Origin of the sequence: Aquisalimonas lutea, assembly GCF_030409225.1 — a bacterium.
GTDB lineage: Bacteria > Pseudomonadota > Gammaproteobacteria > Nitrococcales > Aquisalimonadaceae > Aquisalimonas > Aquisalimonas lutea.
In genome coordinates this window covers 18,819-45,107 of record NZ_JAUFPK010000004.1, presented here as the reverse complement: position 1 = coordinate 45,107, position 26,289 = coordinate 18,819, and the positions used below count along the sequence as shown (strand labels likewise).

The following is a 26,289-nucleotide window of genomic DNA, read 5'->3' as shown; positions in this document are numbered from 1 at the left end:
CCACAACAAGGTGGCGGAACGGGCTGGCATGATTTTGTAATTTACTGTTTTAAGTATTTTTTTAGAAAATACGCCAAGCACGTTCCCGGTGCGGCCGTTTATGTCACAAAGTGAACCCACCGCACCGCGCCTGATGTTTCTATACCCTTTCCGGCAGCGTTTGCCGCCGGCCACGGGACAGCCCCGCAGGAGGAGCCATGAGCCAGCCGTATTTCGACAAGCACCGCGAGACCCTGGACAAGGCCGTCGAGGCCAGCCGCACCCGAGAGTTCTGGAGCCCCTACCCGGAAGCGCCCAGCGGCAAGGTCTACGGTGAGGACGCCCCCGCCGCGGGGGAAGCGGCGTTCAAGGCACGCCTGAACCAGCCCTTCCGCCTGGATATGCCCGGCGTCGACGGCGAGATCGGCGCGGAGCGCTCGCCCTATGGCTTCGATCTCGGCATCCGGTACCCGAACGTCGACGTGCAGCAGCTTCTTCCGGCCATGGAGAAGTCGCTCCGGGCATGGCGTGACGCGGGCGCCCACGAGCGCGCCGGCATCTGCCTGGAGATCCTGCAGCGACTGAACAAGCGCAGCTTCGAGCTCGCTCACGCCGTGATGCACACCACCGGCCAGGCCTTCCCCATGGCCTTCCAGGCGGGCGGCACCCACGCCCAGGACCGGGGCCTGGAGGCGGTGGCCTACGCCTACGAGGCCATGACCCGCCACCCCGGTCAGGCCCACTGGACGAAGCCCCAGGGCAAGAAGGACCCGCTGGAGATGGACAAGAGCTTCCACGTGGTGCCGCGCGGGCTGGCCCTGACGATCGGGGTGTCCACCTTCCCCACCTGGAACGGCTATCCGGGGCTGTTCGCGAGCCTGGCGACGGGCAACCCGGTGGTGGTCAAGCCGCACCCGCAGACGATCCTGCCGCTGGCGATCACCGTCGAGGTCTGCCAGGAAGTCCTCAAGGAGGCGGGCTTCGATCCGTGGATCGTCTCCCTGGTCACGGACACGGCGGAGGCGCCGGTGACCAAGGAGCTCGCCCTGGACCCGCGCGTGCAGGTGATCGACTACACCGGCAGCTCCGCCTTCGGCGAGTGGCTGGAGCAGAACTGCCACCACGCCCAGGTGTACACGGAAAAGGCGGGCGTCAACAGCATCGTCATCGACTCCACGGACAACCTCAAGGCCATGTGCCAGAACCTGGCCTTCTCCCTGAGCCTGTACTCGGGCCAGATGTGCACCACCCCGCAGGACATCTTCATCCCGCGGGACGGCATCGACACGGACCAGGGGCGCCTGAGCTTCGACGAGGTCGCGGAGGCGCTGGCCAGCGGCGTGAGCAAGTTCCTCGCGGACAACGACCGGGCCACCGCGGTCCTCGGCGCCATCCAGGCCCCCGTGACCGCGGAGCGCATCGAGGACGCGAAGAAACTGGGCCGGGTGGTGCTCGACTCCGAGAGCCGCGAGCACCCCCAGTTCGAGGGCGCCCGCATCCGCACGCCGCTGATGCTGGCCGTGGACGCCAAGGACGAGGACGCCTACCAGCGCGAGTTGTTCGGCCCCATTTCGCTCCTGATCGCCACTGACGGCACCCGTGACAGCATCGACCGGGCCCGGGACCTGGCGCGCAGCAAGGGGGCGATGACCTGGGCGGTGTACAGCACCAGCGAGCAGGTGCTGGACGACATGCGGGAAGCGGCGCTGGATGCCGGCGTGTGCCTGTCCGAGAACCTGCTCGGCGGCGTCTATGTCAACCAGACCGCGGCGTTCAGCGACTACCACGGCACCGGCGCCAATCCGGCGGCCAACGCGGTCCTGTGCGATGCCGCCTTCGTGGCCAATCGCTTCCGGGTGGTGCAGACACGGCGCCACGCGGCCTGACGCCGATACAGGAGAAGCCAGCATGCCGAGCTACGCCATTGACGGCATCCGCCCCGTCATCCACCCGGATGCCTTCGTCCACCCGACGGCCGTGCTGATCGGCGACGTCATCATCCGGGCGGGCGTCTACGTGGGCCCGTGCGCCGCCCTGCGCGGCGATTTCGGGCGCCTCGTCCTGGAGGAAGGCAGCAATCTGCAGGACACCTGCGTCATGCATGGCTTCCCCGGTACCGACACCATCGTCGAGCCGAACGGGCACATCGGCCACGGCGCCGTGCTGCACGGCTGCCGCATCGGCGACAACGCCATGATCGGCATGAACAGCGTGATCATGGACAACGCCGAGGTCGGCGAGTCCGCGATCGTCGCCGCGTGCGCCTTCGTCAAGGCCAACAGCCGCATCGACGCGCGGCATCTGGCCGTGGGCAGTCCGGCCCGGGTGGTGCGGGAGCTCAGCGAGGACGAGATCGCCTGGAAGACCGAGGGCACCCGGACCTACCAGGAGCTCGCCCGACGCTCACGCGACACCATGGTGGAAGTCACTCCCCTGAACGAGCCGGAGGCGGACCGCCCGCGGCTGCAGGTGTCCGACTACGAGCCCCTGTTCGCGGCGCGGGACAGCAACGACTAGGGGGTGCCCATGGGCTACGAGTACATCGTCGTTTCCACCCACGGCAGCGTCGGCGAGATCAACCTCAACCGCCCGGACGCGATGAACGCCCTGTGCGCGGGCTTGATGGAGGAGGTCGGCACCGCCCTGACCGCATTCGCGGCGGACGACACGATCAACGCGGTGCTCATCACCGGCGGCGAGAAGGCGTTCGCCGCCGGCGCCGACATCAAGGACATGGCGCACCTGAACTGCGTCGAGGCGATCCAGGACGATTTCCCGTTCTCCGCGTCCGGCTGGACGGTCCTCAAGGACTACCGCAAGCCGGTCGTCGCCGCAGTGGCCGGGTACTGCCTGGGCGGCGGCTGCGAGCTGGCCATGAGCTGCGACTTCATCGTCGCCGCCGACACGGCGCGTTTCGGCCAGCCCGAGGTCAAGCTGGCGATCATGCCGGGGGCCGGCGGCACCCAGCGCATGGCGCGCGCGGTAGGCAAGGCGCGGGCCATGGAGCTGTGCCTCACGGGCCGGCTGATGGACGCCGAGGAGGCCCTGCAGGCCGGGCTGGTGGCCTACACCACGTCCGCCGGGAGGCTGCACGCCGATGCCCTGGCCACCGCGCAGCGGATTGCGGCGCACTCGAGCACGAGCACGCAGCTGATCAAGGAATCCATCAACCAGGCCTTCGAGATGCCGCTGTCCAGCGGCCTGCTGTTCGAGCGCCGGATGTTCCAGACCTGCTTTGCCACCGAGGACCGGACCGAGGGGGTGAACGCGTTCATCGAGAAACGCCCGCCGGCGTTCCGCAACCGCTGACCGCTCTGTCGTCCGATCGCTGGCGCCATGACCCGTGGCGCCATGGCCGGAGCGGATGAGCAACCCGCACCGGGCTCGGCGCGCGGCGCGCGGCGCGGCCAGCGAACCTGATCCTTCAGACGTGCTCCGCCGCCGCGTGGGCCGACGCCCAGGCCCACTGGAAGTTGTGCCCTCCCAGGTGGCCGGTAACGTCCACCACCTCACCGATGAAGAACAGCCCCGGGATCCGCCGGCAGGCCATGCTGCGCGAGGACAGCTCGTCGGTATCCACGCCACCCAGGGTCACCTCGGCCGTGGCATAGCCCTCGGTGCCCGCCGGCCGCACGGACCAGTCCCGGCAGGCCGCAGCGAGCGTCTCCAGCGCCGGCTCCGACAGGTTGCCCACCGGGCCGTCGGGGAGATCGCCGTCGCTGAACCAGTGGTGGGCCAGGCGCCGGGTGAGGTGTCCGGCGACCAGGGTGCGGGCGCGGGCGCGCGCACCCTCCCTTCTGCCGGCCCGGAGCCGCTCGGTCAGGGCGCCATCCGGGTCCAGATCGACATGCACCGGTTCCCCGGCGCTCCAGTAGGACGACGCCTGGAGGATCGCGGGGCCGCTCAACCCCCGGTGCGTGAACAGAATGTTCTCGCGGAACGCGGCACCGCCGGCCTGCACCTCCGCGTCCGCCGAAATTCCGGCCAGCTCGACGAAACGCGCCCGGTCCGCATCGTCGAAGATCAGGGGCACCAGCGCCGGGCGCGTGGGCCGGATCCCCAGCCCGTATTCCCGGGCGAGCCGGTGGCCGAAGTCCGTCGCGCCCATGCGCGGGATCGACAGTCCGCCGGTGGCCACCACCAGGGATTCCGACTCGAACGCACCGTGACTGGTCTGCACCCGGAAGGGGCCGTCGCCGGCCACCGAGGCGACGCTGCAGCCGGTGGTCACCGTCACGCCACCGGCGGCGCACTGATCCAGGAGCAGGTCGACGATCTGCCGCGCCTTGCCGTCACAGAAGAGCTGGCCGAGCTTCTTCTCGTGATAGGCGATACCGTAGGACGCCACCAGGGCGATGAAATCCCAGGGCGTGTACCGGCTCAGGGCCGACTTGTGGAAGTGCGGGTTGGCCGAGAGGAAATGCTCCGGCCCCGATTCCATGTTGGTGAAGTTGCAGCGGCCGCCGCCGGACATGAGGATCTTCCGGCCCACCTTGCTGGTGTGCTCGATCACCAGGACGCGCCGCCCGCGCTGGCCGGCCAGGGCGGCGCAGAACAGCCCGGCCGCGCCCCCGCCGATGACGATCACGTCGTAGTCGCTCATGCCGGCTCCCCCGACTCCGCCGCGCGCCCGCCGAGCTCCGGCCTGTTCGGCAGCGGGCAGCCGATGATCCGCAAGCCCCGGTGCGGTACGTCATCGGCCGTTGTCGCGCGGGAACTGCGCATGCAGCCAGGCCTCGGCGGTCGAGAAGCGGAATCAAAGCAGGCGCTTGCACCCGCGGGAAGACGCAAGAATAGGGAATAACGGGCCGGACGACAAAGGCAGCGGCCGCCGACGGAGCGCGGCGGCCTACTTCAGCTGCCGTCCCTCTCCTCCCAGGCCCAGGGGATGGCCAGACCTTGCGCGATCATGGCCTCGAGCTCGCCGGCGGGCACTGCGGGGCGCATCAGGAAGCCCTGGACCTCGTCGCAGAGGAGGTCGCAGAGGACCTGTACCTGGTCCGGGGTCTCCACGCCTTCGGCCACGACCGTCATGTTCAGCGCGTGACCGATGTTGATGATGGCGCTGACCACCTCGCGACCGACGCGGCTCTGCTGCAGCCCGTCCACGAAGGTGCGGTCGATCTTGAGCTTGTCCAGCGGCAGCTGGCGGAGGTAGTTCAGGGACGAGTACCCGGTTCCGAAATCGTCCACGGCACAGCGCACCCCGATCCGGCGCAACTGCTCCATGATCCGGATCGCCGTGGTCATGTCGCCGATCATGCTTTGCTCGGTGAGCTCGATGACCAGCGCATCCGGCGGCAGGCCGTGCCTGCGCAGAAGCTCTTCGATCGTATCCGACAGCTGCGGGTCATGCAGCTCGCGGCCGGAGACATTGACGCTGATCCAGAAGCGCTGGTGCAGCCGCTGCCGCCACGCCGCCGCCTGGCGGCAGGCGGCCGCCAGCACGTAGTGCGTCAGCCGCCGGGACAGCCCGGGGTCGTGCTCCACCACCGGAATGAACTCCGCGGGACTGACCCGGCCGAGCTGCGGGCAGCTCCAGCGGGCCAGCGCCTCGCAGCCCACCACCTGCCCGCTCCGTGTCGAGAGCACGGGCTGGTAGTGCAGCTCGATCTGCTCCCGCTCCAGCGCCCCGCCGAAGCGGCGCGCAATGCGGTCCCGGCGCGATACCTCCCGGTTGATGGCGCCGCTGAAGAACACCGGGGCCTGCTCGCCGGTGGACTCCGCCCGGCGCGAGGCCAGGCGCGCCCGATCCAGCAGGGTATCGGTGTCCTGGCCGTCGCCCGGGAAGACACTGACGCCGAACGCCACGACCACTTCGCGGGAGCCGCCGCTGATCTGGTACGGCTCCCGGAGCACGTCGCACAGGGCGTGCATGCGGCGCATCGCTTCCGTCTCGCCGGCCAGCCCGGTCACCACGGCCACCAGCGTCTCCTCCTCGGGCCGGCCGAGATGATCCCCCGGCTCCAGGGCGAAACGCACCCGCTCGCTGATCAGCTCCGTGGTGTAGTCCAGGACCTCCCGGCCGTAGACCCCCATGACCTCGTCGTAGCGCGGGAAGCGGATATGGGCGACGGCGATCAGCTCATCGCCGTGACGCGCCCGGGCGATCGCGCGCTCCAGCAGCTCGACGACGACACTGCGGCGCGGCAGTCCGGTCACCGGGTCCCACAGGGCCGTGCGCTCGATCTTGCGCCGGGCCTCGGTGATCCGCGTGCTGAAATGGAGCTCCTGCTCCACCAGGGCGGCAAACGCCTGCAGCCGCTGCTTGCCCGATTCGCCCAGCGTCCGCGGCCGGTGGTCCATGACGCACAGCGTGCCGACGGCGTCGCCCTCGGGGCCGCGCAGAACCGTGCCGGCGTAGAAGCGGATCGCCCGGTCGCCGGCGACCAGCGGGTGCTCCCGGAAACGCTCGTCGGCGCGCATGTCCGGGATCTCCAGGTAACCGACCCGCAGGGTGATGTCGCAGAACGCCTGCTCGCGCGGAATGCTTTCCTGCTCCACGCCGACGCGGGACTTCAGCCGCAGCTCGTCGTGGTCGAGCACCGAGATGAACGCCACCGGGGCCTCGAGCACGTCGGCCACCAGCTGCGTGTACTGGTCGAAATGCTGCTCCGGCCGCGCATCCAGCATCTCCCGCGAGAGGAGCTCGCGCACGCGACTTGCCTCGGTTTCCGTGCCTGTAGCCGGGCTGAACGAATCCGGACCCATGTAGGTATGCCGTCTCATGCGGGTTGTTTGCGTCCTGCAGCGTACCTGCCTCGCCGGGCAATCGTCCCCGGGCGGACGGGTGGCTCGCTGAATTCTACCGAACGACCGGGGGACGGAAGTGTGGGCTGTATCGCAGAATGCCGCAGAGCCCGACAACCGCCAGGGTCGCGCTTGCGGTAGACTGGGTCGCCATGACGACATCGGCTGGCGAACCGCTGGACATCCTTTACCGCGACGACGACCTGATCGCGGTGGACAAGCCCTCAGGGCTCCTGGTGCACCGCACCCACCTGTCCACGGACAACGACGCCGTGCTGCAGCGCCTGCGCGACCAGATCGGCCGCCGGGTCAACCCGGTCCATCGCCTGGACCGGCCGGCGTCGGGCGTACTGCTGTTCGCGTTCACCGCCGAGACCACCCGCGCCCTGCAGGCCGCGTTCGACGACGGTCGCGTGGCCAAGCGCTACCTCGCCCTGGTGCGTGGCCACACCGAGGCCGGGGGGACGATCGACTACCCCGTACGCAAGGCGCGGCACAAGCCGGCGCAGCCGGCGGTGACGCGGTACCGGAGGCTGCGCACCGCGGAAGCCCCCTTCCCCGCCGGCCCCTACGCCACCGCCCGCTACTCCCTGATGCGCGCCGAACCGCTGACCGGCCGGCTGCACCAGCTGCGGCGCCATTTCGCCCACATCCGCCACCCGATCATCGGCGACACCACCCACGGCGACGGCCACCAGAACCGCGCGTTCCGGGAGCACTTCGGCATCCGCCGGCTCATGCTCATGGCCCGCTCGCTGGAGCTTCCGCACCCGCGCCATGGCGACACCGTGACCATCACCGCGCCGCTGCCCGGCGCGTTCACCGACGTCGTCCGGGCCCTGGGCTGGCCGGCCGTCCCGGACGCGGAAGCCGACTGATACCCGCGGTTCCCGCGGCGGGATCACTTGCCCCGGTTCTGCAGGAACGCCGCCATGGCTTCCTTCTGGTCGGAAAGCACCTGGCTGACGGACGCGCGGCTGCGCATCTCCGCGAGGTACTCCTTGACCCCGGGCAGGCTGTCGTAGACGTCCACATCCAGGACCTTGCGCCCGGCGTCGCGGAGCAGCGGCAGGTGATTGATGGCGACGATATCCGCCTGCCCGAACGCGCGGCCGTCCAGCGGACCGTCGAACCGCGCCAGCGACGCCAGCGCCCGGGCGCCCCGCGCCAGGACGATGCCGGCGTCGCGGCGGGTTTCCTCGCTCACCGAGCCGCCGAAGAACGCCTCCGGGTACAGCCGCCGCGCCGGCAGCTCCATGTAGAGCTCGATCACCCGGGCGATCTCCCGCGCCTTGGCCCGGGCGACGGCCGTGTCGGGAAGCAGCGCGGGCCGGGGCGTGGACTCCTCCAGGTACTCGAGGATCACCTGGGCCTCCGTGAACACGCCCTCGTCCGTCTCCAGGAAGGGCACCTTGCCCATGGGGCTCTTGCCCAGGAGGTCGTCGCCCAGGGGCGTCCACGCGGTGACCTCCTCGAACGGCAGCTCCTTCTCCAGCAGGGCCGTCTTGGCCACGTTGTAGTAGTTGCTGACCGCGAATCCGTACAGCTTGAGCATGAATCGTCTCCTGACAGGATTTCTGGGAAGGTTACAGGACACTAGACCATCCGCGCCGCCAGGGAGCGCGGCAGGTTGCGCAGTAGCCAGCCGATGGGCGCCCAGGGCCAGGCGGGCACGCAGGCTGTCTCCGGTTCCCTCTCGATGGCGCGCACCAGCAGCCGGCAGCCGGTCTCCGCGTCGACGATGAACGGCGTCCGGCGGAGGTCCTCGTTGATGGCCGAGCGGATATAGCCGGGGAAAATCGTGCTCACCCGGATGGGCGAGCCGCGCAGCTCGATGCGCACGCCCTCGGCCAGCGACGCGATGCCGGCCTTGGTGGCGGCGTAGGTGGCCATGCTGCCGGGCAGCCCGCGGAAGCCGCCCACGGACGACATGACCACCAGGTGACCGGCGTCCTGCGCGCGGAAGATCTCCAGCGCCGCCTCGCACTGCGTCAGCGCGGCGACGAAGTTCGTCTCCGCGGTCTCGCGGTTGGCATGGGCATAGCCCGTACCCAGGGGCTGCCCCTTGCCGATGCCGGCGTTGACGATGACCCGGTCGAGACCGCCGAAGGCGTCGCGAAAGCTGCGGAACACGTTGAACACGGCATCCGGATCCCGGACGTCCAGCTGCTCGATCTCCACCCGGGAGCCGGGGTTCTCGACTTCCAGCTCCTGGCGCAGCGCTTCCAGGCGCTCCGCCCTGCGGGCGCACAGCGCCAGGTCGTAGCCCCGTGCCGCGAACTCCAGGGCCATGCCCCAGCCCAGTCCGGAACTGGCGCCGGTAATCAGTACTGTACGTCGCATCCGCTCCGCCCCGTGGATCCGGAAATATCGTTCCCGGAGCATACAGCCCCGTTCATGCGGCGGGAAACCTTCCCTCGTGGTTCCCGCGACGAACGACAACCGGGTATGCTGCCGCTGTCACGGTCATGCTTGCGGGAAGGGTTCCAACGTGCATCTGTCCGAACCGCGCTTCGTTACCACCGGCTCCGGAACGTTCGCCTACCGGGAGGCGGGCGCCCCGGACGGGCAGCCGGTGGTTCTGCTGCACGGCTGGCCCGAGAGCTCGTGGTGCTGGCAGCCTGTCACCGGCCGGTTACCGCAGCATTACCGGTTCATCGCACCGGACTTGCGCGGGCTCGGCGACAGCACCCGCGACGGGGCGCAGGATGCCTTCCGCAAGGACGCCCTGGCCGCCGACATGCTGGCCCTGGTCGACGCCCTGGGCGTCGGGGACTTTCAGCTCATCGGCCACGACTGGGGCGGCATCGTCGCCCAGGAGATGGCCATCGCCGCACCCGGGCGCATCCGGCGCCTGGTCATCATGAACATCAGCATCATCCCGAATGCCCGGGGAAATGCCGAGGCGGTGGCCGCCATCCGCGCGCGCGGCGCCCGGCACCAGTGGTACCAGCACTTCCAGCAGCACCCCGGCCTCGCCGAGGCGATGATACCCGGCAGCGAGGCCGACTGGCTCGGCGCCTTCCTGCGCGGCTCGGGCGGCAGGCCGTTCCCGGATGATGCGTTCCGGGAATACGTGCGCTGCTACCGCATTCCCGGCACGCCGCGAACCGGGGCCAGCTACTACCGCACCATGGGCGACGACCAGCAACGCTGGCAGTCTCTCGCCGGCCACGTCTTTCCCATGCCGTGCCTGTACGTCCACGGCAACCGCGACAGGGTGGTGATACCGGAGTTTCTCGCCCACGTGGAGGACTGCTTCCGGTCCATCCGTGTCGAATCCGTGGACGCGGGGCATTTCCTCCAGGAGGAGCGGCCGGACGAGGTCGCCGGCCATGTAGCGGCCTTCCTGGAACCATGACATCCCGGTTCGGGCCGGCGGCGCATTCGCGCACCGCGGCCGTCACGTTCCGGGAACACTGGGCGTGCGCGACGGCGGTGCGTTAGTGTCCTAAGGACACGCCCCCCGGGGGAGAAGGCGACCATGACAGCCCGACCCGAGGCAGCAAACCACGCCGAGCGCCTGGCCGACGACCCCGGCCGCTGGCGTTTCGGGCGGGTGCTGCGCCCGATCCTCCTGTTCGGGGCCGTCGCCCACGCGGTGTTCCTGGGTCTGTTCTGGTGGCTGCAGGTTCCCGTGCTGATCGGGTTCAACCTCGGCAGCCTCCTGCTGTATGCGGGCCTGATCCTCGCCGTGCCGCATCTGGAGACGCGGTGGACCGTGCTGCCCGCCGCGCTGGAGGTCCTTGCCCATGCATGGCTGGCCACGCACTACCTGGGCTGGCAGGCCGGATTCCATTTCTACCCGCTGATCCTGATCCCGCTGCTGGCGTTCCTGACCGCGCTGAGTCTCGGCCAGCGGTGCCTGCTGGTGCTGCTGTGCACGCTCTTCTACGCCGCGCTCGCCGCGGCCTACACCGGCGAGCCGGCGGCCGTGGCGGTACCGCAGTGGTTCGTGCCCTGGCTGAACGCGGCCAATGTCATCTCCGTCGCCACGGGCATGAGCGTCTTCATCCTCTTCTACGCGGTGGCGGTGGACAACGCGGACAGCATGCTGGGGCGCGCCCGCGATCGCCTGGAACGCCTGGCCGCCACCGATCCGCTCACGGGGCTGCTGAACCGCCGCAGCATGGATGACCGGCTGCGGGAGACGGTGGCGGCCGGCGGCACCCACAGTGTCCTCCTCGCCGACATCGACCGGTTCAAGGAGATCAACGACACCCTGGGCCACGATACCGGCGACGAGATGCTCAAGGCGCTATCCCGGCTGCTCCGCACCTCCATGCGCGAGGAAGACGCGGTGGCTCGTTGGGGCGGCGAGGAATTCCTGATCCTGCTCCACGGCCAGGATCTCGCCGCTGCGCGGGCCGCCGCGGAGCGGCTTCGCGCGGCGACACCCCATTGCTGGAGCAGCGACGCCGATCGTCACCTGTCCATCAGTATCGGCGTCGCCACCCTGCAGCCCGGGGACACCCCGCATGCCCTGACCGTCCGGGCGGACCGGGCGCTTCTCCGGGCCAAGCGGTCCGGCCGCGACCGCGTCGTCGCGGACACGGACCCATCGCCGTGATGCCTCAGCGGCCGGCCAGGGTGTCGAAGACATCGTCCTCCCGGGCAACGGCCTCCGCCCGGGCACGGACGAGCTCCTTGATCCTGCCGTGCGGGAATACGTAGAAGCGCCGCTGCTCGACCGCCTCCAGGGTCATGCGGGCGATATCGCCGGCGGGGATGCGGCCGTGCTGCACGGCGTACCTGAGCTCCTCGCTGCGGCGCCGCCGGGCCTCGGACATGGGCGCCGTATCGGCCAGCTCCGGCGGGCGGTTGCGCTCCGACTCCGCGATGGGCGTGGGAAAGAACGCGGGCGAGACGACGCTCACGCCGATATCCGCGCCGGCATCCCGAAGATCCAGGGCAAGGGTCTCGGACAGGGCGACCACGGCACTCTTGCTGGCGTTGTAGATACCGCTCCCGGGTGCGCTCACCCAGCCGGCCGCAGACGCGGTGTTCACCACGTAGCCCGTGCCCTGGGCGATCATGCGCGGCACGAATGCGCGGATGCCCCAGGCCACGCCGTGGAGATTGACACCGAGCAGCCATTGCCAGTCCGCCGTGGTGTGCTCCCACAGCGGGCCGTTGACCGCCACGCCGGCATTGTTGAACAGCAGGTGCACGCCGCCGTGCCGGCGCCAGACGGCATCGGCGAACGCCTCCATTGCCTCGGCATCGGAGACATCGACACGGTGCGCCGTGCATGCCGCCTCCGGTCGTTCCTCGCCGATCAGGCGGGCCGTCTCGGCCATTCCCGGCTCGTCCACGTCACCGAGAGCTACCGTCATGCCGCGGCGCGCGCAGCACAGCGCGAGCTCGCGTCCGAGTCCGCTGCCTCCCCCGGTAACCACGGCCACGCGGCCTTGAAACTGATCCATGGGCCTTCTCCTCTCCGGCATTGTCGCTCGCTGCCACGGATCCCCGGAACCGCAGCACGGCCCTTGCCATCATGCCACGGCGAACCACCCGCCGGGCCATTGCATCCGTGTACCGAATTGGGGATGCTAACCGCATATTGACTCGAACGATCGAAAGGGAACTTCGCGGCCAATGTGCCCGCCACGCGTCACGGTGCATGGACGCGCACAAACGCAGCCGCAAGGATGGATGCGCATGCGGTTACCGCGATGGCTACGGCACCGCCGGCTCAGCACGAGAGTGGTGGTTGCCATCGTGCTCGTCAGCTCCGTGGTCACCTGCCTGGTCACGGTCGTACAGCTGTATGCGGAGTACCGGCGCGATCTGGATTCGCTGGAACAGGGGCTCGCCGACGCACGCGCCAGCTTCGCCGGAACCCTCGGGGCAAGCCTCTGGGCCCTGGACGAGAGACAGCTCCATCTGCAGCTCCGGGGCCTGCAGAGCCTGCCCCACGTGGAGACCGTCACGCTCACCGGTGATCTCCGCATGCAGGTGGGCAGCCCGAGCGACTACCCGTATCGACGCACGATGATCATTCCGGTGCGTCACCGCACCAACGACGGCGTCCGGCACGAGCTCGGCCGCGTCCGCGTGACGGCCTCCCTGGCCGGGATCCACGCGCGCATCTGGGACCGTCTGGTGACCATCCTCGCGACCCAGGCGGCGAAGACGTTCGTGGTCTCCCTGCTGCTTCTGGCCCTGATCTACTGGCTGGTCATCCGCCACCTGCAGACGCTGGCCGCGTTCGCCCGGGCCCTGCGCCTGGACCGCCTGGACCAGCCCGTGGCCCTGGCCCGCCCGGCCGGCGGTTGCCTGCGCCCGGACGAGCTCGACGAGATGGCCAGCTCCATGAACTATGCAACCGCCCGCATGGCCGAGGACATGGCGGCGCGCCGGAGCGCGGAACGCCGGCACCGGCTGCTGTCGTACGCGCTGGAGCAGTCACCGGCCGGGGTACTGATCCTCGACCGCGACGGCCGCCTCGACTACGCCAACCCCCGATTCGAGCTGCTCAGCGGAATATCGGTTGCCGAGTGCCACGGGCAGCCGTGCTTCGGCGACGACGGATGGCTGTACACCCGACTCGCCGTCGCCGAGGGTGAGCCGGACCCGTGGGAGACCGTCCAGGCGGGCCACGAATGGCAGGGGGAGGTGCGTTTCCGGCGCGGCGACGGCCATTACCGGTGGGGACGGGCAACCGTGCGCCCCGTGCCGGGCACCGGGGGCATCCAGTACATCGCGGTGTTCGAGGACGTGACCCAGCTGCGGACGGTGGAGGAACGGCTCGACCACCAGATGCACTTCGATACGCTCACGGGCCTGCCCAACCGGCAGCTCCTGCAGCAGTTCCTGGCGACGATGATCGGCAGCAGCGGGACGACGCCCTGCGCCGTGGTTCTTCTCGATATCGATCATTTCAAGACCATCAACGAGAGCCTCGGGCCCGATGGCGGAGATCGCGTCCTGCGGGCCGTGGCGGCGCGCCTGCGCGGGAGCATTGACACGGACTGGCAGGTCGGGCGCTTCGGCAACGACGAGTTCATGCTGGTGGTTCCGGGTGCATGGGACCCAGAGGAGCTGCGCGGGCGCCTCGAGGGACTCCTCGACGCCCTCCGCGAGATCCGTTTCGTGGACGACCAGCCGCTGGTCCTGTCGGTCAAGGCAGGGGCGGCGCTGTGCCCCGGGGCCGGGCAACGGGTGCCGGACCTGCTGCGTGCCGCGGATGCGACGCTGTCCGCCGTGAAGCGCGAGGCCATGCGCCGCGTCGGTGTCTTCCGGGAAGGCGACAGCCTGGAGACGCGCCGCCGCCTGACCCTGGACGCCGACCTCCACCGCGCACTGGCCAACGGCGAGCTGCTGCTGCACTACCAGCCCATTGTCAGGGTCTCGGACGAACGGACGGTCGCCCTGGAGGCACTGCTGCGCTGGCAGCACCCGCAGCACGGTCTGGTTCCCCCCGACGAGTTCATCGGCCTGGCCGAGGACAACGGCCTGATCGTCCCCATCGGCGAGTGGGTCCTGCACCAGGGCCTGCAGACGCTGGCCGAACTGCGGCGCCGGCCCGGCAACGAGACCCTTCAGCTGGCAGTGAACGTGTCACCGCGGCAACTTGCCGACACGCGCTTCCCGGACGCCGTGGCCGCGGCGCTGCATGCCACCGGAATCCCCGCGGCGGCTTTGCAGATCGAGCTCACCGAGCGTGTCTTCCTGGGGGACGTTGCGTATGCCGGCGAGGCCCTGCATCGCCTGGAGAGCGTGGGCGTGGAGCTGGTCGTCGACGACTTCGGCACCGGCTACTCGTCCCTGAGCTACCTCAAGCGCCTGCAGGTGGACGTACTCAAGATCGACCGCTCGTTCATCCGGGACATCCTGCACGACGCCGGGGATGCCCAGCTCGTGCGCGCCATTATCTCCCTGGCGCACAATCTCGGACTACGGGTGGTCGCCGAAGGCGTTGAACATGCCGACGAGATGGCCTTCCTGCTCGGCGTGGATTGCGAGTTCGCCCAGGGATTCTACTGCGCCCGGCCGGGCCCGATGGGCGATGGCCCGCACCGCGAGGACCGGGCGGACCATGACTAAGCCACGCCCGGGACCGATACGCATTCTGACGGGGCGTGCCGCCGCCCTGCTCCTGGTTGCCGCGATTGCCGTACCCGCCCCCGTCCTTGCCCTCACGCCGGCACTGGTTCGGCACCAGCCGCCGGACTCCGGGGAAGACCGACGCGACGACTACGCGATCCAGCTCCTCGAGCTGGCCCTGTCACGCACCGAGGACGACTTCGGCCCGTTCAACCTCCTCGAGATCGATCTGCGCATGTCCCAGAACCGGGCCATCCGCGAGCTGAGGGACGGGCGGTACATCGACGTGCTGTGGACGATGACCAACCGCGCCCGGGAGGAAAAGCTCGTCCCCATCCGCATTCCGCTGGCCCGGGGCCTGCTGGGGGTTCGGGTACCCGTGATCCGGGCCGGGGGCGCCGGGCTCCTGGACGGAGTCTCCACCCTGCCGGACCTTCGGGACATGCGCGCCGGCCAGCTCCAGGACTGGCCGGACACCATGATACTGCGCCATAACGGGGTCCCGGTCACGACGGCCACGAACTACCAGAGCCTGTTCGCGATGCTGGCGCGGGGCCGTTTCCACTACCTGCCGCGCGGCATCCAGGAGCTCGCCGCCGAAACCCGGATCTACGAGCGCTACGGCCTGGAACCCTACCGGGATCTGTTACTGGTCTATCGCGCACCCAGCTACTTCTTCGTCGCACCCGGGGACCACACCCTGGCGCTGCGCATCCGCATCGGGCTCGAGCGCGCCCTGGCGGATGGCAGCTTTACGCGCCTGATGGAGCGGCACCCGGCGACGGCACCGGCCCTGACGACCCTGCGGCGGGGGCAGGCCCGCATCATCCGACTGCGCAACCCGAACCTGCCCGCCGCAACGCCGCTGGAGCGGGACGAGCTGTGGTTCGCACCCGTCTTCGGCGCCCACCCGGAACACGGCGGGGAGATCAGGTAGAGGGCGAGATCCGCTGCGCCGGACCGGAGCCGGACCACGACTGCAGCAACAGGGGGCGAACGTCGTCCGCTGCCAGGGGATAGGCCATGTGATAGCCCTGGGCCTGGTCCACGCCGAGCTCCATGAGCAGCGCCAGGGTCTCGGCGTCCTCGACCCCCTCCCCGACCACCTGCAGGTCGAGATCCTTGGCCATGTCGATCATGCGCCGCAGGATCTGCCGTTCCCGCCGCTGCTCCGGCGCCGAACGGATAAAGGACTTGTCGAGCTTCAGCGTATCCAGCGGCAGATCACGCACGTAGGCCAGCGAAGCGTAACCGGTGCCGAAATCGTCGATGGCAACGCGTACCCCTTGCTCGCGCAGGCGGGCGAGCTGATCCAGGTGGGCACGGTAGACATCCATCAGGGCCGTCTCGGTGATCTCCAGCTCCAGCGCCTCCGGCGCAAGCCCGGTTTCTTCCAGCAGATCGGTGATGTGCTGCAGCAGCGAGCCGCTGGTCAGGTTCCGCGTGGAGATGTTCACCGACACGGATACGGCCAGGCCCTGGTCATGCCACAGGCGCGTCTGCCGGATGGCGCGCTCGAGGACATGCGCGGTCAGCGCCCCGATCATGCCGGTTTGCTCGACCAGCGGGATAAAGGCGCCCGGTGCCAGCCACCCCCGCACGGGATGCTGCCAGCGTGCCAGGGCCTCGACGCCGACGAACCGGCCCGTTTGCAGGCACAGCTTGGGCTGGTAGACCAGCACGATCTCCTCGCGCTCCAGGGCCCCCGGCAGCTCGCTCAGCAGGTGGATGCCGTCGCGCCGGACCTGCTCGCGTTCTTCTTCGTAGTACGCAACCCCGGCCCCCTCCTCGTGCGCCCGCGCCGCGGCGACTGCCGCCTGCACGAAGGGTGCTTCCGAATCGACGGCATCGGCGCGCATGCGCATAACGCCGAGCGCCGTTTCCACGTACGCGTGGATGTGGCCGCCGTACAAGCTTGACCCGGTCAACTCGCGCAACACCGGCGGTAACTGCGTTGTCGCGATCTCCGGACCCACCGGCTCCACGACCACGAGCTCGTCGTTCCCCGTGCGCCCGACGATGGCTTCCGCGGGCAGCTTGACGCGCAGCTGCTGCCCGAGCCCGCGCACGACCTGATCCGAGCCCTCGTAGCCGAAGGTGGCAAGCAGATGATCGTAGTTGGTGATCTTCACCACGACGACAATCCGCTCCACGCCCGGCGCTTCCTCCAGCCGCAAGGCCAGCTGCCGGCGCACGCCCACCAGGTTGGGCAGTTCCGTTCCGCGGTCGGTGAAGCGATACCAGTCCAGGATGCCGGCCTGCCGGCGGGCATGCTCGAACAGATGGCCGAGCGTGACACCGATCACGGCCATCCAGCTCGCGCGCACGCTCCAGGAGACATACTGGGCGGGCACAGTCAGCATGGTTCCGGAAACCACCAGCTCGGCGACGGGCCCGACGGCCGCGCCGCCCAGCAGGCCGGTGACGAACCCGCCCAGCCCGCGAAAGCGAAAGGCCGCCAGAGCCACGGGAGCGTATGCGAAATGGGCATATGCCGAGGGCGTGCCGCCGTCACGCACGACCAGGACGACGGCCACGGCCAGCCCGAGGGCAATGAGCAAGAAGCTCGTGACGCGCTTGCGCGTCAACGATTCCAGCCCCCCGTACCGAACGGAACGTTGGCCGGTACCGGGCCACCCGTGCCCCCCTGCGGCCATGCAAGAATCCCTTATGCTGGTGCCGATGACAGCTACCGTTCGCTTGATTGTCACGCACACCGGCGCAACGCACCCGGGGATAGCCTTGCAAATCCCTCGGCGATCCGCAATCCGGGAGGCTACAGAGTAATCACCTGATCGGGCATATTGCCGGCAAGGGCGCCGTAGAGGTCGGGGAAGCAGCCGATCGGCACACCGCTGAACAGGCGGTCGGCGATCTCGCGCTCATAGCAGCACTGGTCGCAGCCCATCAGCTGGATCCCCTGCTCCCGCGCCACCTTGACCAGTCGTTCACCGATGGGGTTGCCGTCGACAAGGACGTAGTTGTTGTCCTCGAAGAAGAACATGCCGACGACGTCCGCCCCGTGCCGCTTCTCCTCCAGCTGCGGCAGGATCATCCGGGCGAGCACGTAGGAGACGTTATGCCGCTGGGTGGCAAAGATGTAGGCGACTTTCATGACCGCTCCTCCATGGAATGACAGGCTTGTTGACCCTTGAGCAGGGACGCGGCCCCGCGCAGCGCCGCGACCGCCAGCACCGCGCGGTCCTGCTTCACGGGCGGCACGCCGGGCAGCTGGTCCACCAGCACCTGCGGCGACAGCGTCTCCGCCGCCGCCATCGGCTCTCCCGTGATCATGCGGCAGAGAAGCTCGCAGTAGGCCACCAGCGTCACGCAGCTGGCGGCGCGGAAACCGGCCTGCTCGATGACGCCGTCGCCGGGGGAAAGGCTGAAGCGCGCCCAGAGGCCGTCGGCGGCAACCACGGCTTCACCCGCGTACGGCAGCTCCGGCTCGCGCTGGCGCCGCCACCCGGCATCGAAGCACGTACTGACGCTTGCCGCGGCACGGGACACTACGAGCCCTTCCACCGGAGCAGGTACCGCTCGAGCATGCCCGCGAGGGTGAACAGGAACAGGACGAACACCATGACCAGGAAGATCAGCGCCATGGTCAGGCTGGCGTTATAGGTGCTCTGGGCGTACGACAGCAGATAGCCCAAACCCCGGCTGGCCGCGACGAACTCGCCGACCACCGCGCCGGTGAATGCGAACCCCACGGCCACCTTGAGATTGCCCATGACCCAGGCGACCACCGAGGGGATGTAGACCTCGCGCACCAGCACGAGCCGACCGCCGCCCAGGGTGCGCACGCGCTCCACCAGGCGCTGGTCGACGTCCCGGATGCCGTTGTAGACCGCGAAAAAGGTCAGCACCACCACGAGGATGAACGACAGCGCGACCTTCGAGCCGATGCCGATGCCCAGCCAGATGATGAAAAGCGGCGCCAGGATCACCCGCGGAATGGCATTGAGCATGGCCATCACCGGCTCCAGAAGCTCGGCCAGGTACGGGATCAGCGCCGCGACGAACCCCAGGAAGATGCCGAAGAGAATCCCCAGCGCCAGTCCGAGAAGCGCGGCGCCGAAGGTCGCCTGCAAGTGAGGCCAGATATCACCGCTGGCGAACTGGTCCACGACGATGGCGCCGATGGCGCTGGGCGGCGGCATGTAGAACGGGTCGACATACCCGTTGGCGGCGAGGGACTCCCAGATCGCCAGAACCACCGCCAGTGCGAGCGCCCGCCGGGCATAGACGCCGAGCCATTTCATGCTCATTCGTTCACCACCTTGAGATCGGGGCGCGTGGAGCTCATGGGGCCGACTTCCTCCGAAAGCGCCGACCACAGGTCGCGTGCGAGATCCCGGAACGCGGGCTCGGTCCGCACGCCGACGAGATCCCGCGGCCGCGACAGGGGAACCTGGAAATGCCCCTTGATCCGCGCCCGCGGCCCGTTGCCCATGAGCAGCACGCGGTCGGACAGCGCAATGGCCTCTTCCAGGTCATGCGTCACCATGAGCACGGTCAGGTTCTCGCGCTCCACCCAGCTCATCAGGTCCTCGGTGAGGTAGTGCCGGACGATGGCGTCCAGGGAAGCAAAGGGCTCGTCCATCAGCAGCACGCGCGGGCGAAGCGCCAGGCACTGTGCGATGGCCACGCGCTTGCGCTGCCCTCCCGAAAGCTGGCGGGGCCAGCGGTCGCCATAGCCTTCCAGGCCCACGGCCGCCAGCCAGCCGTCCGCCTCGCGTCGCGCTTGCGCCTTGCGCGTGCCGCGGTTGCGCAGCCCCAGGGCCACGTTGTCGCGCACGGAACGCCAGGGCAGCAGCGCGTCGTCCTGGAACAGGAACGCCACCTCGTCCGGCGAGACATCCAGCGACACGGCCCCGGCGCTGGGCTTCTGCAACCCCGTGATGGCCCGCAGCAGCGTACTCTTGCCACAGCCGGACGGCCCGATGAGGCTCATGAACTCCCCGGCCTGCAGATCCAGGCTGAGGCCTTCCAGCACGGGAACGGCGCCCTTGCCGAAGGCCAGTGACAGCTCCCGAATGTGCAGCATTTATGACGTCCCCAGGATGGATGTATCCATGATGGCATCGAGATCCACTGGCGACTCCAGGATCTCCGCCTGCACCTGGGCGTCCACGACCCGCTGGGCCGCGTCTAGGTCGATCTGCACCTCGGTGGGGTACAGCGACTCCCGGTACCGGCTGAGCGCGCCCTTGAGCCGCTCGATATCGCCGCCGGCGACCAGCTCGTCCGGCAGGGCCTCGACCAGATCCTCGACGGGTGCTTCGCGGGTGTACGCCAGCCCCTTCCGCAGCGCGCGCGCCAGCGCCCGCATCTCTTCCATGCGCTGCTCGCGCTCGTCACGGCGGACGGACACGCCCATGAACTCGTAGGCGCCACCGAAATAGGCCTCGGCGTCCTCCAGGTCCATGGCATTGAACAGCAGGTTCGCGCCCTGCTCCGTGAGCATGGACAGGCTGGGTTCCTGGACCATGCCGGCGTCCACCTGGCCGAGCCGCAGGGCGTGGAACAGGTTCGTGCCCAGGGTCGCGAACTGGACGGTATCCGGGTCCACCCCCGCCTCCCGCAGGAGGAAAAGGGCGAGGGCGTGATCGGCCGTCCCCAGGGCGGCGACGCCGATGGTCCGCCCCTGGAGTTCGGACACCGAGGTGATCGTCTCGCCGGTCTCCGGCGAGGTCACCAGCGCGAACAGCGGCAGGCGCCCGGTGGTGGCGAAGCGGACGATCTCGGCGCCGTTGGCGTAGGCGTTGAGCGCCGCATCGAACGACGTGGCCGCGTAATCCACGGCGCCGCCGTTGAGCGCCTGTAGCGCCGCGCTGCCGCCGCGCGTGTAGACCAGCTCCACGTCCAGGCCCTCCTCGGCGAAAAAGCCCGCCGCACGGGTGGCCTCGTAGGGGACGACGCACAGGAGCTGGCTGCAGAAAGCCAGCCGCACCTTGGTCAGGTCGTTGGCCATGGCCAGGCCCGACCACCCGGACACCATGCTCAGGCCCGCCGTCGCAGCCATGCCCTTCAGCACGCTGCGGCGGTTGATGCCCCGGCTGACGTGGAGCTCCTCCACGGGCCCCGCAGCGGGCCGGCCCGTACCGCAGCAGTTGGTCTCGAATTCGGTCATCGCACCCTCCGGGACCGGGTCCGGTGCTGCCGCGCCCGACGCGCAGCGCTGCCGGTCCTTGCATACATGAAAGACTAGCAATCGGCGTTAAAACGAAAAAATAACGGATTCCCCTTTATTTAGAGTCAACGGGAATATGCCGGCCCCCATCCCGCATGATACGGACCGCATTACAGTGGCGGCAAAAGGAAGCCGTGCCGCTCCAGTACGGCCTGGGCCCGCTCCGTGCGGAGAAAGTCCCGGAAGGCCGCGGCCGGATGGTCATCGCCGTCGACCAGCAGGGCCGCGTGCAGTGCTACGGGCTCATGCGTGCCCGCGGGCAGCTGCGTCGCTCGCCCATGGCGTCCCATTTCGGCTCCCCCGGCCATGGGTGCCGGCAAGAGGGCCGCCTGTGCAGGCCCGCCGGAGACCATCCGGGCGGCGTGCGCCACGTGATCGGCCATGCGCATGTGACCCCGGATCTCGGCCCAGAGCCCGGCGGCCTGCAGGATGTCCCGGGAGCGGCGTCCGTACTCGGATACCGCCGGGTCGGCCATGGCCACGTGACCCAGGCGCTGTCCACGCAGGGCGTCCGCCAGCCCGGCCGTTCCGGCTCCCGCCCGGATCGGTGCACCTCGACGTACGTACATGACGAGGCGGGCTCCCGCGAAGACCTCGCCCGTATTGTCCGCGACCTCCGCCTCCACCAGCCGCTCGACACCGGACGCCCCGGCGGCCAGGAAGACTGTATAGGGCGCGCCCGCGGCGATCTCCGCCGAGAGGTAGGCCGACGAGGCGAACGAGGCGCGTACCGTCTCGCCGCCCTCGCCCTCGAAGGCCGCGACGAGCTCCGGCATGACGCCCTTGAGGCTCGCGTCCGCCGCGACCCGTATGCCTTCCTGCCCATACGCTCCGGACAGCAGAACCCCGGCCAGCGCGACACCGCCGGCCAGCCGCAGGAGACATCGAACATACACCATGCGCATCGCGATCCCCGCCAGCGGATTCCTCGCTTCCGCCGATAGTGCCCTGCGGCGGCTCCGGGGCCAAGGCCCGGCAGCTGTCGTCCCTGCCCGACGGTGTGACGCATTTCGTTACCTTGCGCCACAGACTGTTACCTCGGGTAACATATGGGCAACCCTGCTATCCTTTAACTGCATGATTTTACGATAAACAAAATCTGGCACCGGATGTGCATGATTGACGACACAACCAAGCGGCACCAGAGAACGCCGTGACGAGGAGAAGCCCCGACACCAGTGAGCGCAGCGAGCCGCTCGACGACGTGGCGAGCGTCGTCGATTTCCTGCGTCGTCACCCGCCATTCGACCGCATGGGCCGCGAGTCCGTGCAGGACGTCGCCATGCGCCTGGAATGGGTGCACTACTCCCGGGGCACGCGCATCGTCACGCCCGACAGCGGCCCGGCGTCGCGGCTGTTCATCATCCACCGCGGACGGGTCCGCGGCGGCGGCGCTGCCGGGCAATCCGCGACCGGCGATGACCGCAGCGGGGACAGCTGGGAGCTGCTGCCGGGCGAGTGCTTCCCGGTGGGCGCGCTGCTGTCACGGCGCCCCGTGCGCACGGTGCACGAGGCCGCGGAGGACACCGACTGCCTGGAACTGGAATGGTCGGACTTCAACACGCTCCTCGAGCAGTCGACCGTATTCAACGAGTTCTGCTCCCATCGCCTGTCCACGCTGCTGAACAGCATGAAGCGCGAGGTCCAGGCCGACGCCCTGCGCGGGCTGGGCGGGGATACCTCGCTGAACATCACGCTGGGTGACCGCCTGCGCCGGCCGCCGGTCACCTGCCGGGCCGACACCGCCGTGCACGAAGCGCTGCAGGCGATGCAGGACAACCACGTGGGCAGCATCGTGGTCACCGACGAGCGCCAGCAGCCCCTGGGGGTCTTCACCCTGCGCGACCTGCTCACCCGCGTGTCGCTGCCCGGGCTCGATCTCGGCACCCGCATGGACGCCGTGATGACGCCGTCGCCGATCTGCCTGCCCCGCTCCAGCTTCGCCTTCGAGGCCGCCATGGTCATGGCGCAGCACGCGATCCACCACGTGTGCGTCGTCGACCGTGGACGGCTCGTGGGCGTGATCTCCGAGCGGGACCTCTTCTCCATGCAGCGCGTGGGGCTGGTCAACCTGAGCAAGACCATCGCCCGGGCGGATTCCATCGAGGCCCTGTCCCAGCTTCGCCCGGATGTCCACCAGCTCGTCGACCAGATGATCGCCCAGGGCGTACGGGTGGGCCAGATCACGCAAATCATCACCATGATCAACGACCAGATCACCCGCCGGGTCATCGAGATCTGCATGCAGGCCACCGCGGATCTGCCCGAGATCCCCTTTACCTGGATCGCCTTCGGCAGCGAGGCGCGCAGGGAACAGACCCTCAAGACCGACCAGGACAACGGCGTGATCTTCCGGACACCGGCGGAGACGACGCCCGCCGCGGTACGCGAGGCGCTCACCCCGATGCTGCGGCGGATCAACGAGGCCCTGGACGCATGCGGCTATCCCCTGTGCCCGGGAAATATCATGGCCAGCAACCCCGACTGCTGCTTGAGCTTCGAGGAGTGGCAGGGCCGCTTTACCCGCTGGATCGACCAGGGCACGCCCGAGCATCTCCTCCAGGCGTCCATTTTCTTCGATTTCCGCGCCATCGACGGCGCCCCGGACGACGTCGAGCAGCTGCGCTACTGGCTGCTCGACCGCACCGCCCGCAACAGCCGGTTCCGCCGTCAGATGGCCGCCAATGCGCTGCAGCTGCGGCCGCCCCTGGGGCTGTTCCGGTCGTTCCGCACCAGCTCCCGCGGCGAGTACCGCAACACGCTCAACCTCAAGCTCAACGGCGTCACGCCGTTCGTGGACGCGGCGCGGCTGCTGGCGCTGGCCCATCGGTTGCCGGCCACCAACACCATGGACCGCCTGCGCATGGCGGCCGACGCACGGGTCGTGGACCCCGGGGATGTCGACGCATGGTCGGACGCGTACGATTACATCCAGATGCTGCGCATGCGCAAGAATCAGGAACAACGGGCCGCCGGTGAGCCCCTGAGCAACCGCGTGGACCCCGACGAGCTCAACGACCTGGACCGGCGCATTCTAAAGGAGGCCTTTCGAGAAGCGAGAACGCTACAGAACAAGATCGAAACGGATTATCAGCTCTGAATCCATCCATAACAGCGAGACTGATGCAGGAGGAGAACCATGTCGGATCCGAATCAGTTACAGGAACGACGAAACGAGTACTGGCGACGAAACCTCAAGATCATCGGGGGTTGCCTGGCCGTATGGGCGATCGTTTCGTACGGGCTGGGCATTCTGCTTGCCCCTGCACTCAACGCGATCCAGATCGGTGGCTATCCCCTGGGCTTCTGGTTCGCCCAGCAGGGTTCCATCATCACGTTCCTGATCATCATCTTTTTCTACGCCTGGCGTATGAACAAGCTTGACCGGGAATTCGAGGTCGACGAACAGTAAGGGGCACAAAAAATGAGCTTACAAGTACTCAGCATCATTGTTGTGGGCCTGACCTTTGCCCTTTACATCGGCATCGCGATCTGGGCCCGCACCGGAAGCACCAGCGAGTTCTACGTCGCCGGCAAGGGGGTCAATCCCGTCCTCAACGGCATGGCCACCGCGGCCGACTGGATGTCGGCGGCCAGCTTCATCTCCATGGCCGGCCTCATCGCCTTCCTCGGGTACACCGGCGGGGCCTATCTCATGGGCTGGACCGGCGGCTACGTGCTCATGGCGCTTCTTCTGGCACCGTACCTGCGCAAGTTCGGCAAGTTCACGGTGCCGGAATTCATCGGGGACCGTTTCTATTCCAAGACCGCCCGCGTCATCGCGGTCATCTCCCTGCTGGTGATCTCCATCACCTACGTCATCGGGCAGATGCGCGGCGTCGGCATCGCGTTCTCCAACATCCTGAACGTGCCGCTGACCATCGGCCTGATCTCGGGCATGGTGATCGTGTTCATCTACGCCGTGTTCGGGGGCATGAAGGGCATCACGTATACCCAGATCGCCCAGTACTGCGTGATGATCTTCGCCTACACGGTGCCGGCGCTGTTCATCTCCTTCCAGCTCACCGGCAACCCGCTGCCGCAGCTGGGCCTCGGCTCCACGCTCGTGGGCGAGAACCAGTACCTGCTGCAGGCCCTGGACGAGACCCTGGTGGATCTGGGCTTCCAGCCCTACACCGAGGTCCGCGGCATGAGCATGACCAACATGTTCATGCTGACGCTGTCGCTGATGATCGGCACGGCGGGCCTGCCCCACGTCATCGTGCGGTTCTTCACCGTCCCGCGGATCCGGGACGCACGCAAGTCCGCCGGCTGGGCCCTGGTGTTCATCGCCATCCTCTACCTCACGGCTCCGGCGGTGGGCGCGATGTCCATGTGGAACTTCATCAACACCATGCAGCCCGGTGAAGTCGGCGCCCCGGAGGGCAACGTGGCGGTCGAGAACCTGCCGGCCTGGACGGACCGCTGGGAAGAGACCGGCCTGCTGGAGTTCACGGACAAGAACGATGACGGCCACATCCAGTACTACAACGACGGCAATGAAGAGTTCGCCCAGATGGCCGAGCAGGAGTACGGCTGGGAGGGCAACGAGGTCACCAAGCTGGACCGCGACATCATGGTGCTCGCCACGCCGGGCATCGCCCAGCTGCCCAACTGGGTGATCGCACTGGTGGCGGCCGGCGGCATCGCCGCAGCGCTGTCCACGGCGGCCGGCCTGTTGCTCGCCATTTCGTCGGCCATCTCCCACGACCTGATCAAGGGCGTGATCAAGCCGGACGTCTCCGAGCAGGGCGAGATGATGGCGGCGCGCATCAGCATGGGGGCGGCGATCCTGTTCGCCGGCTACCTCGGGCTGAATCCGCCGGGCTTTGCCGCGGAGGTGGTGGCCCTGGCCTTCGGCTTCGCCGCGGCCAGTATCTTCCCGACCCTGATGATGGGCATCTTCTACCGGAAGATGAACCGGGAAGGCGCCATCGCCGGCATGCTCGCGGGCCTGGGTGTCACCCTGCTGTACATCTTCACGTACAAGGGGTGGTTCTTCTTCCCGGGCACCAACATGCTGCCGGACACGGCGGAATACTGGCTGCTCGGCATCAACACCGGCTCCTTCGGTGCCGTCGGTGCGGCCGTGAACTTCATCGTGGCGTTCGCCGTCGCGAAGATGACCACGCCGCCGCCGGCCGACATCCAGAAGCTGGTGGAGAGCGTGCGCGTGCCGCGGGCCGACTGAGGCCGGGCACACCCCGCGAGCGGGGCAGCCGCGAGTGCTACGATGGCATGATGTGGCCCGCGGCCCCCGCCCTCGGGGAAGCAGTCGAGTTGAAGGCCCGCCACCGGCGGGCCTTTTTTGTGGG

Annotated in this window: 23 protein-coding genes; 11 read left to right on the top strand and 12 right to left on the bottom strand. The window is 68.6% G+C overall.

What is annotated here, in order from left to right; genetic code table 11:
* Positions 1 to 197: 197 nt before the first annotated feature.
* The 3 genes from paaN to QWY84_RS11300 are packed head-to-tail and all read left to right on the top strand — an operon-like array spanning position 198 to position 3,288.
* Entirely contained in the window at positions 198 to 1,865 is a 1,668-nt protein-coding gene (gene paaN, locus QWY84_RS11310) for a phenylacetic acid degradation protein PaaN (RefSeq protein ID WP_290202789.1), read from the top strand.
* 22 nt (positions 1,866 to 1,887) lie between these two features.
* Positions 1,888 to 2,496 (top strand): phenylacetic acid degradation protein PaaY, encoded by a 609-nt coding sequence (locus QWY84_RS11305; protein ID WP_290202788.1) that lies wholly within the window; start codon positions 1,888 to 1,890, stop codon positions 2,494 to 2,496.
* Positions 2,497 to 2,505: 9 nt separating this feature from the next.
* Complete coding sequence (locus tag QWY84_RS11300) at positions 2,506 to 3,288, top strand: enoyl-CoA hydratase-related protein (protein ID WP_290202786.1); 783 nt, start codon at positions 2,506 to 2,508, stop codon at positions 3,286 to 3,288.
* Between the two features lie 115 nt (positions 3,289 to 3,403).
* Here QWY84_RS11300 and QWY84_RS11295 read toward each other — a convergent pair whose 3' ends face one another.
* On the bottom strand, positions 3,404 to 4,582 hold the full coding sequence (locus tag QWY84_RS11295) for a BaiN/RdsA family NAD(P)/FAD-dependent oxidoreductase (RefSeq protein ID WP_290202784.1): 1,179 nt from the start codon (positions 4,580 to 4,582) through the stop codon (positions 3,404 to 3,406).
* A 251-nt stretch (positions 4,583 to 4,833) separates the two neighbouring features.
* Positions 4,834 to 6,708: a putative bifunctional diguanylate cyclase/phosphodiesterase gene (locus tag QWY84_RS11290; RefSeq protein WP_290202783.1), complete on the bottom strand. Its 1,875-nt coding sequence runs from the start codon at positions 6,706 to 6,708 to the stop codon at positions 4,834 to 4,836.
* Positions 6,709 to 6,881: 173 nt separating this feature from the next.
* Here QWY84_RS11290 and QWY84_RS11285 point away from each other — a divergent pair, with 173 nt between their 5' ends.
* Positions 6,882 to 7,607, top strand: coding sequence for a pseudouridine synthase (locus QWY84_RS11285; protein ID WP_290202781.1), 726 nt, complete (start codon positions 6,882 to 6,884; stop codon positions 7,605 to 7,607).
* Between the two features lie 23 nt (positions 7,608 to 7,630).
* On the opposite strand, the gene QWY84_RS11280 is transcribed toward QWY84_RS11285, so the two are convergent.
* Positions 7,631 to 8,284, bottom strand: coding sequence for a glutathione S-transferase family protein (locus QWY84_RS11280; RefSeq protein ID WP_290202779.1), 654 nt, complete (start codon positions 8,282 to 8,284; stop codon positions 7,631 to 7,633).
* A gap of 41 nt (positions 8,285 to 8,325) precedes the next feature.
* Complete coding sequence (locus QWY84_RS11275; RefSeq protein ID WP_290202776.1) at positions 8,326 to 9,072, bottom strand: SDR family oxidoreductase; 747 nt, start codon at positions 9,070 to 9,072, stop codon at positions 8,326 to 8,328.
* 148 nt (positions 9,073 to 9,220) lie between these two features.
* On the opposite strand from QWY84_RS11275, the gene QWY84_RS11270 reads away from it, so the two are divergent.
* A complete protein-coding gene (locus QWY84_RS11270) occupies positions 9,221 to 10,090 on the top strand; it encodes an alpha/beta fold hydrolase (protein ID WP_290202774.1) in 870 nt (289 codons plus the stop codon).
* 123 nt (positions 10,091 to 10,213) lie between these two features.
* Positions 10,214 to 11,299 (top strand): GGDEF domain-containing protein, encoded by a 1,086-nt coding sequence (locus QWY84_RS11265; RefSeq protein ID WP_290202773.1) that lies wholly within the window; start codon positions 10,214 to 10,216, stop codon positions 11,297 to 11,299.
* Between the two features lie 4 nt (positions 11,300 to 11,303).
* Here QWY84_RS11265 and QWY84_RS11260 read toward each other — a convergent pair whose 3' ends face one another.
* Entirely contained in the window at positions 11,304 to 12,155 is an 852-nt protein-coding gene (locus QWY84_RS11260) for an SDR family NAD(P)-dependent oxidoreductase (protein ID WP_290202772.1), read from the bottom strand.
* 235 nt (positions 12,156 to 12,390) lie between these two features.
* On the opposite strand from QWY84_RS11260, the gene QWY84_RS11255 reads away from it, so the two are divergent.
* Positions 12,391 to 14,778, top strand: a complete 2,388-nt coding sequence (locus QWY84_RS11255) for a bifunctional diguanylate cyclase/phosphodiesterase (RefSeq protein WP_290202771.1) — start codon at positions 12,391 to 12,393, stop codon at positions 14,776 to 14,778.
* Entirely contained in the window at positions 14,771 to 15,715 is a 945-nt protein-coding gene (locus QWY84_RS11250) for a hypothetical protein (RefSeq protein WP_290202770.1), read from the top strand. Before QWY84_RS11255 ends, QWY84_RS11250 begins: the two co-directional genes overlap by 8 nt.
* Here the strand turns inward: QWY84_RS11250 and QWY84_RS11245 are convergent.
* From QWY84_RS11245 to modA, 7 genes are all read right to left on the bottom strand, one after another.
* Positions 15,708 to 17,366 carry a putative bifunctional diguanylate cyclase/phosphodiesterase gene (locus tag QWY84_RS11245; protein ID WP_290202768.1) on the bottom strand — a complete coding sequence of 553 codons (1,659 nt, stop codon included), beginning with the start codon at positions 17,364 to 17,366 and terminating at the stop codon, positions 15,708 to 15,710. The genes QWY84_RS11250 and QWY84_RS11245 overlap by 8 nt on opposite strands.
* A gap of 188 nt (positions 17,367 to 17,554) precedes the next feature.
* A complete protein-coding gene (locus QWY84_RS11240) occupies positions 17,555 to 17,893 on the bottom strand; it encodes a SaoD/DsrE family protein (RefSeq protein WP_290202767.1) in 339 nt (112 codons plus the stop codon).
* Complete coding sequence (locus QWY84_RS11235; RefSeq protein ID WP_290202765.1) at positions 17,890 to 18,288, bottom strand: iron-sulfur cluster assembly scaffold protein; 399 nt, start codon at positions 18,286 to 18,288, stop codon at positions 17,890 to 17,892. The genes QWY84_RS11240 and QWY84_RS11235 overlap by 4 nt, the downstream gene beginning before the upstream one ends.
* A complete protein-coding gene (locus QWY84_RS11230; RefSeq protein WP_290202764.1) occupies positions 18,288 to 19,049 on the bottom strand; it encodes an ABC transporter permease in 762 nt (253 codons plus the stop codon). Before QWY84_RS11230 ends, QWY84_RS11235 begins: the two co-directional genes overlap by 1 nt.
* Positions 19,046 to 19,828 (bottom strand): ABC transporter ATP-binding protein, encoded by a 783-nt coding sequence (locus QWY84_RS11225; RefSeq protein WP_290202762.1) that lies wholly within the window; start codon positions 19,826 to 19,828, stop codon positions 19,046 to 19,048. Before QWY84_RS11225 ends, QWY84_RS11230 begins: the two co-directional genes overlap by 4 nt.
* Entirely contained in the window at positions 19,829 to 20,914 is a 1,086-nt protein-coding gene (locus QWY84_RS11220; RefSeq protein WP_290202760.1) for an ABC transporter substrate-binding protein, read from the bottom strand. It lies immediately after the preceding gene.
* A gap of 170 nt (positions 20,915 to 21,084) precedes the next feature.
* Positions 21,085 to 21,873, bottom strand: a complete 789-nt coding sequence (gene modA / locus QWY84_RS11215; RefSeq protein ID WP_290202758.1) for a molybdate ABC transporter substrate-binding protein — start codon at positions 21,871 to 21,873, stop codon at positions 21,085 to 21,087.
* 254 nt (positions 21,874 to 22,127) lie between these two features.
* Here modA and QWY84_RS11210 point away from each other — a divergent pair, with 254 nt between their 5' ends.
* Genes QWY84_RS11210 through QWY84_RS11200 form a run of 3 tightly spaced genes read left to right on the top strand, consistent with a single transcriptional unit; the run spans position 22,128 to position 26,165 of the window.
* Complete coding sequence (locus QWY84_RS11210) at positions 22,128 to 24,074, top strand: putative nucleotidyltransferase substrate binding domain-containing protein (protein WP_353959889.1); 1,947 nt, start codon at positions 22,128 to 22,130, stop codon at positions 24,072 to 24,074.
* A 39-nt stretch (positions 24,075 to 24,113) separates the two neighbouring features.
* On the top strand, positions 24,114 to 24,386 hold the full coding sequence (locus QWY84_RS11205) for a DUF4212 domain-containing protein (RefSeq protein ID WP_290202757.1): 273 nt from the start codon (positions 24,114 to 24,116) through the stop codon (positions 24,384 to 24,386).
* 12 nt (positions 24,387 to 24,398) lie between these two features.
* The gene (locus QWY84_RS11200) at positions 24,399 to 26,165 is read left to right on the top strand and encodes a sodium:solute symporter family protein (protein WP_290202755.1); all 1,767 of its coding nucleotides are present in this window, start codon (positions 24,399 to 24,401) and stop codon (positions 26,163 to 26,165) included.
* The last annotated feature ends 124 nt before the right edge of the window (positions 26,166 to 26,289 follow it).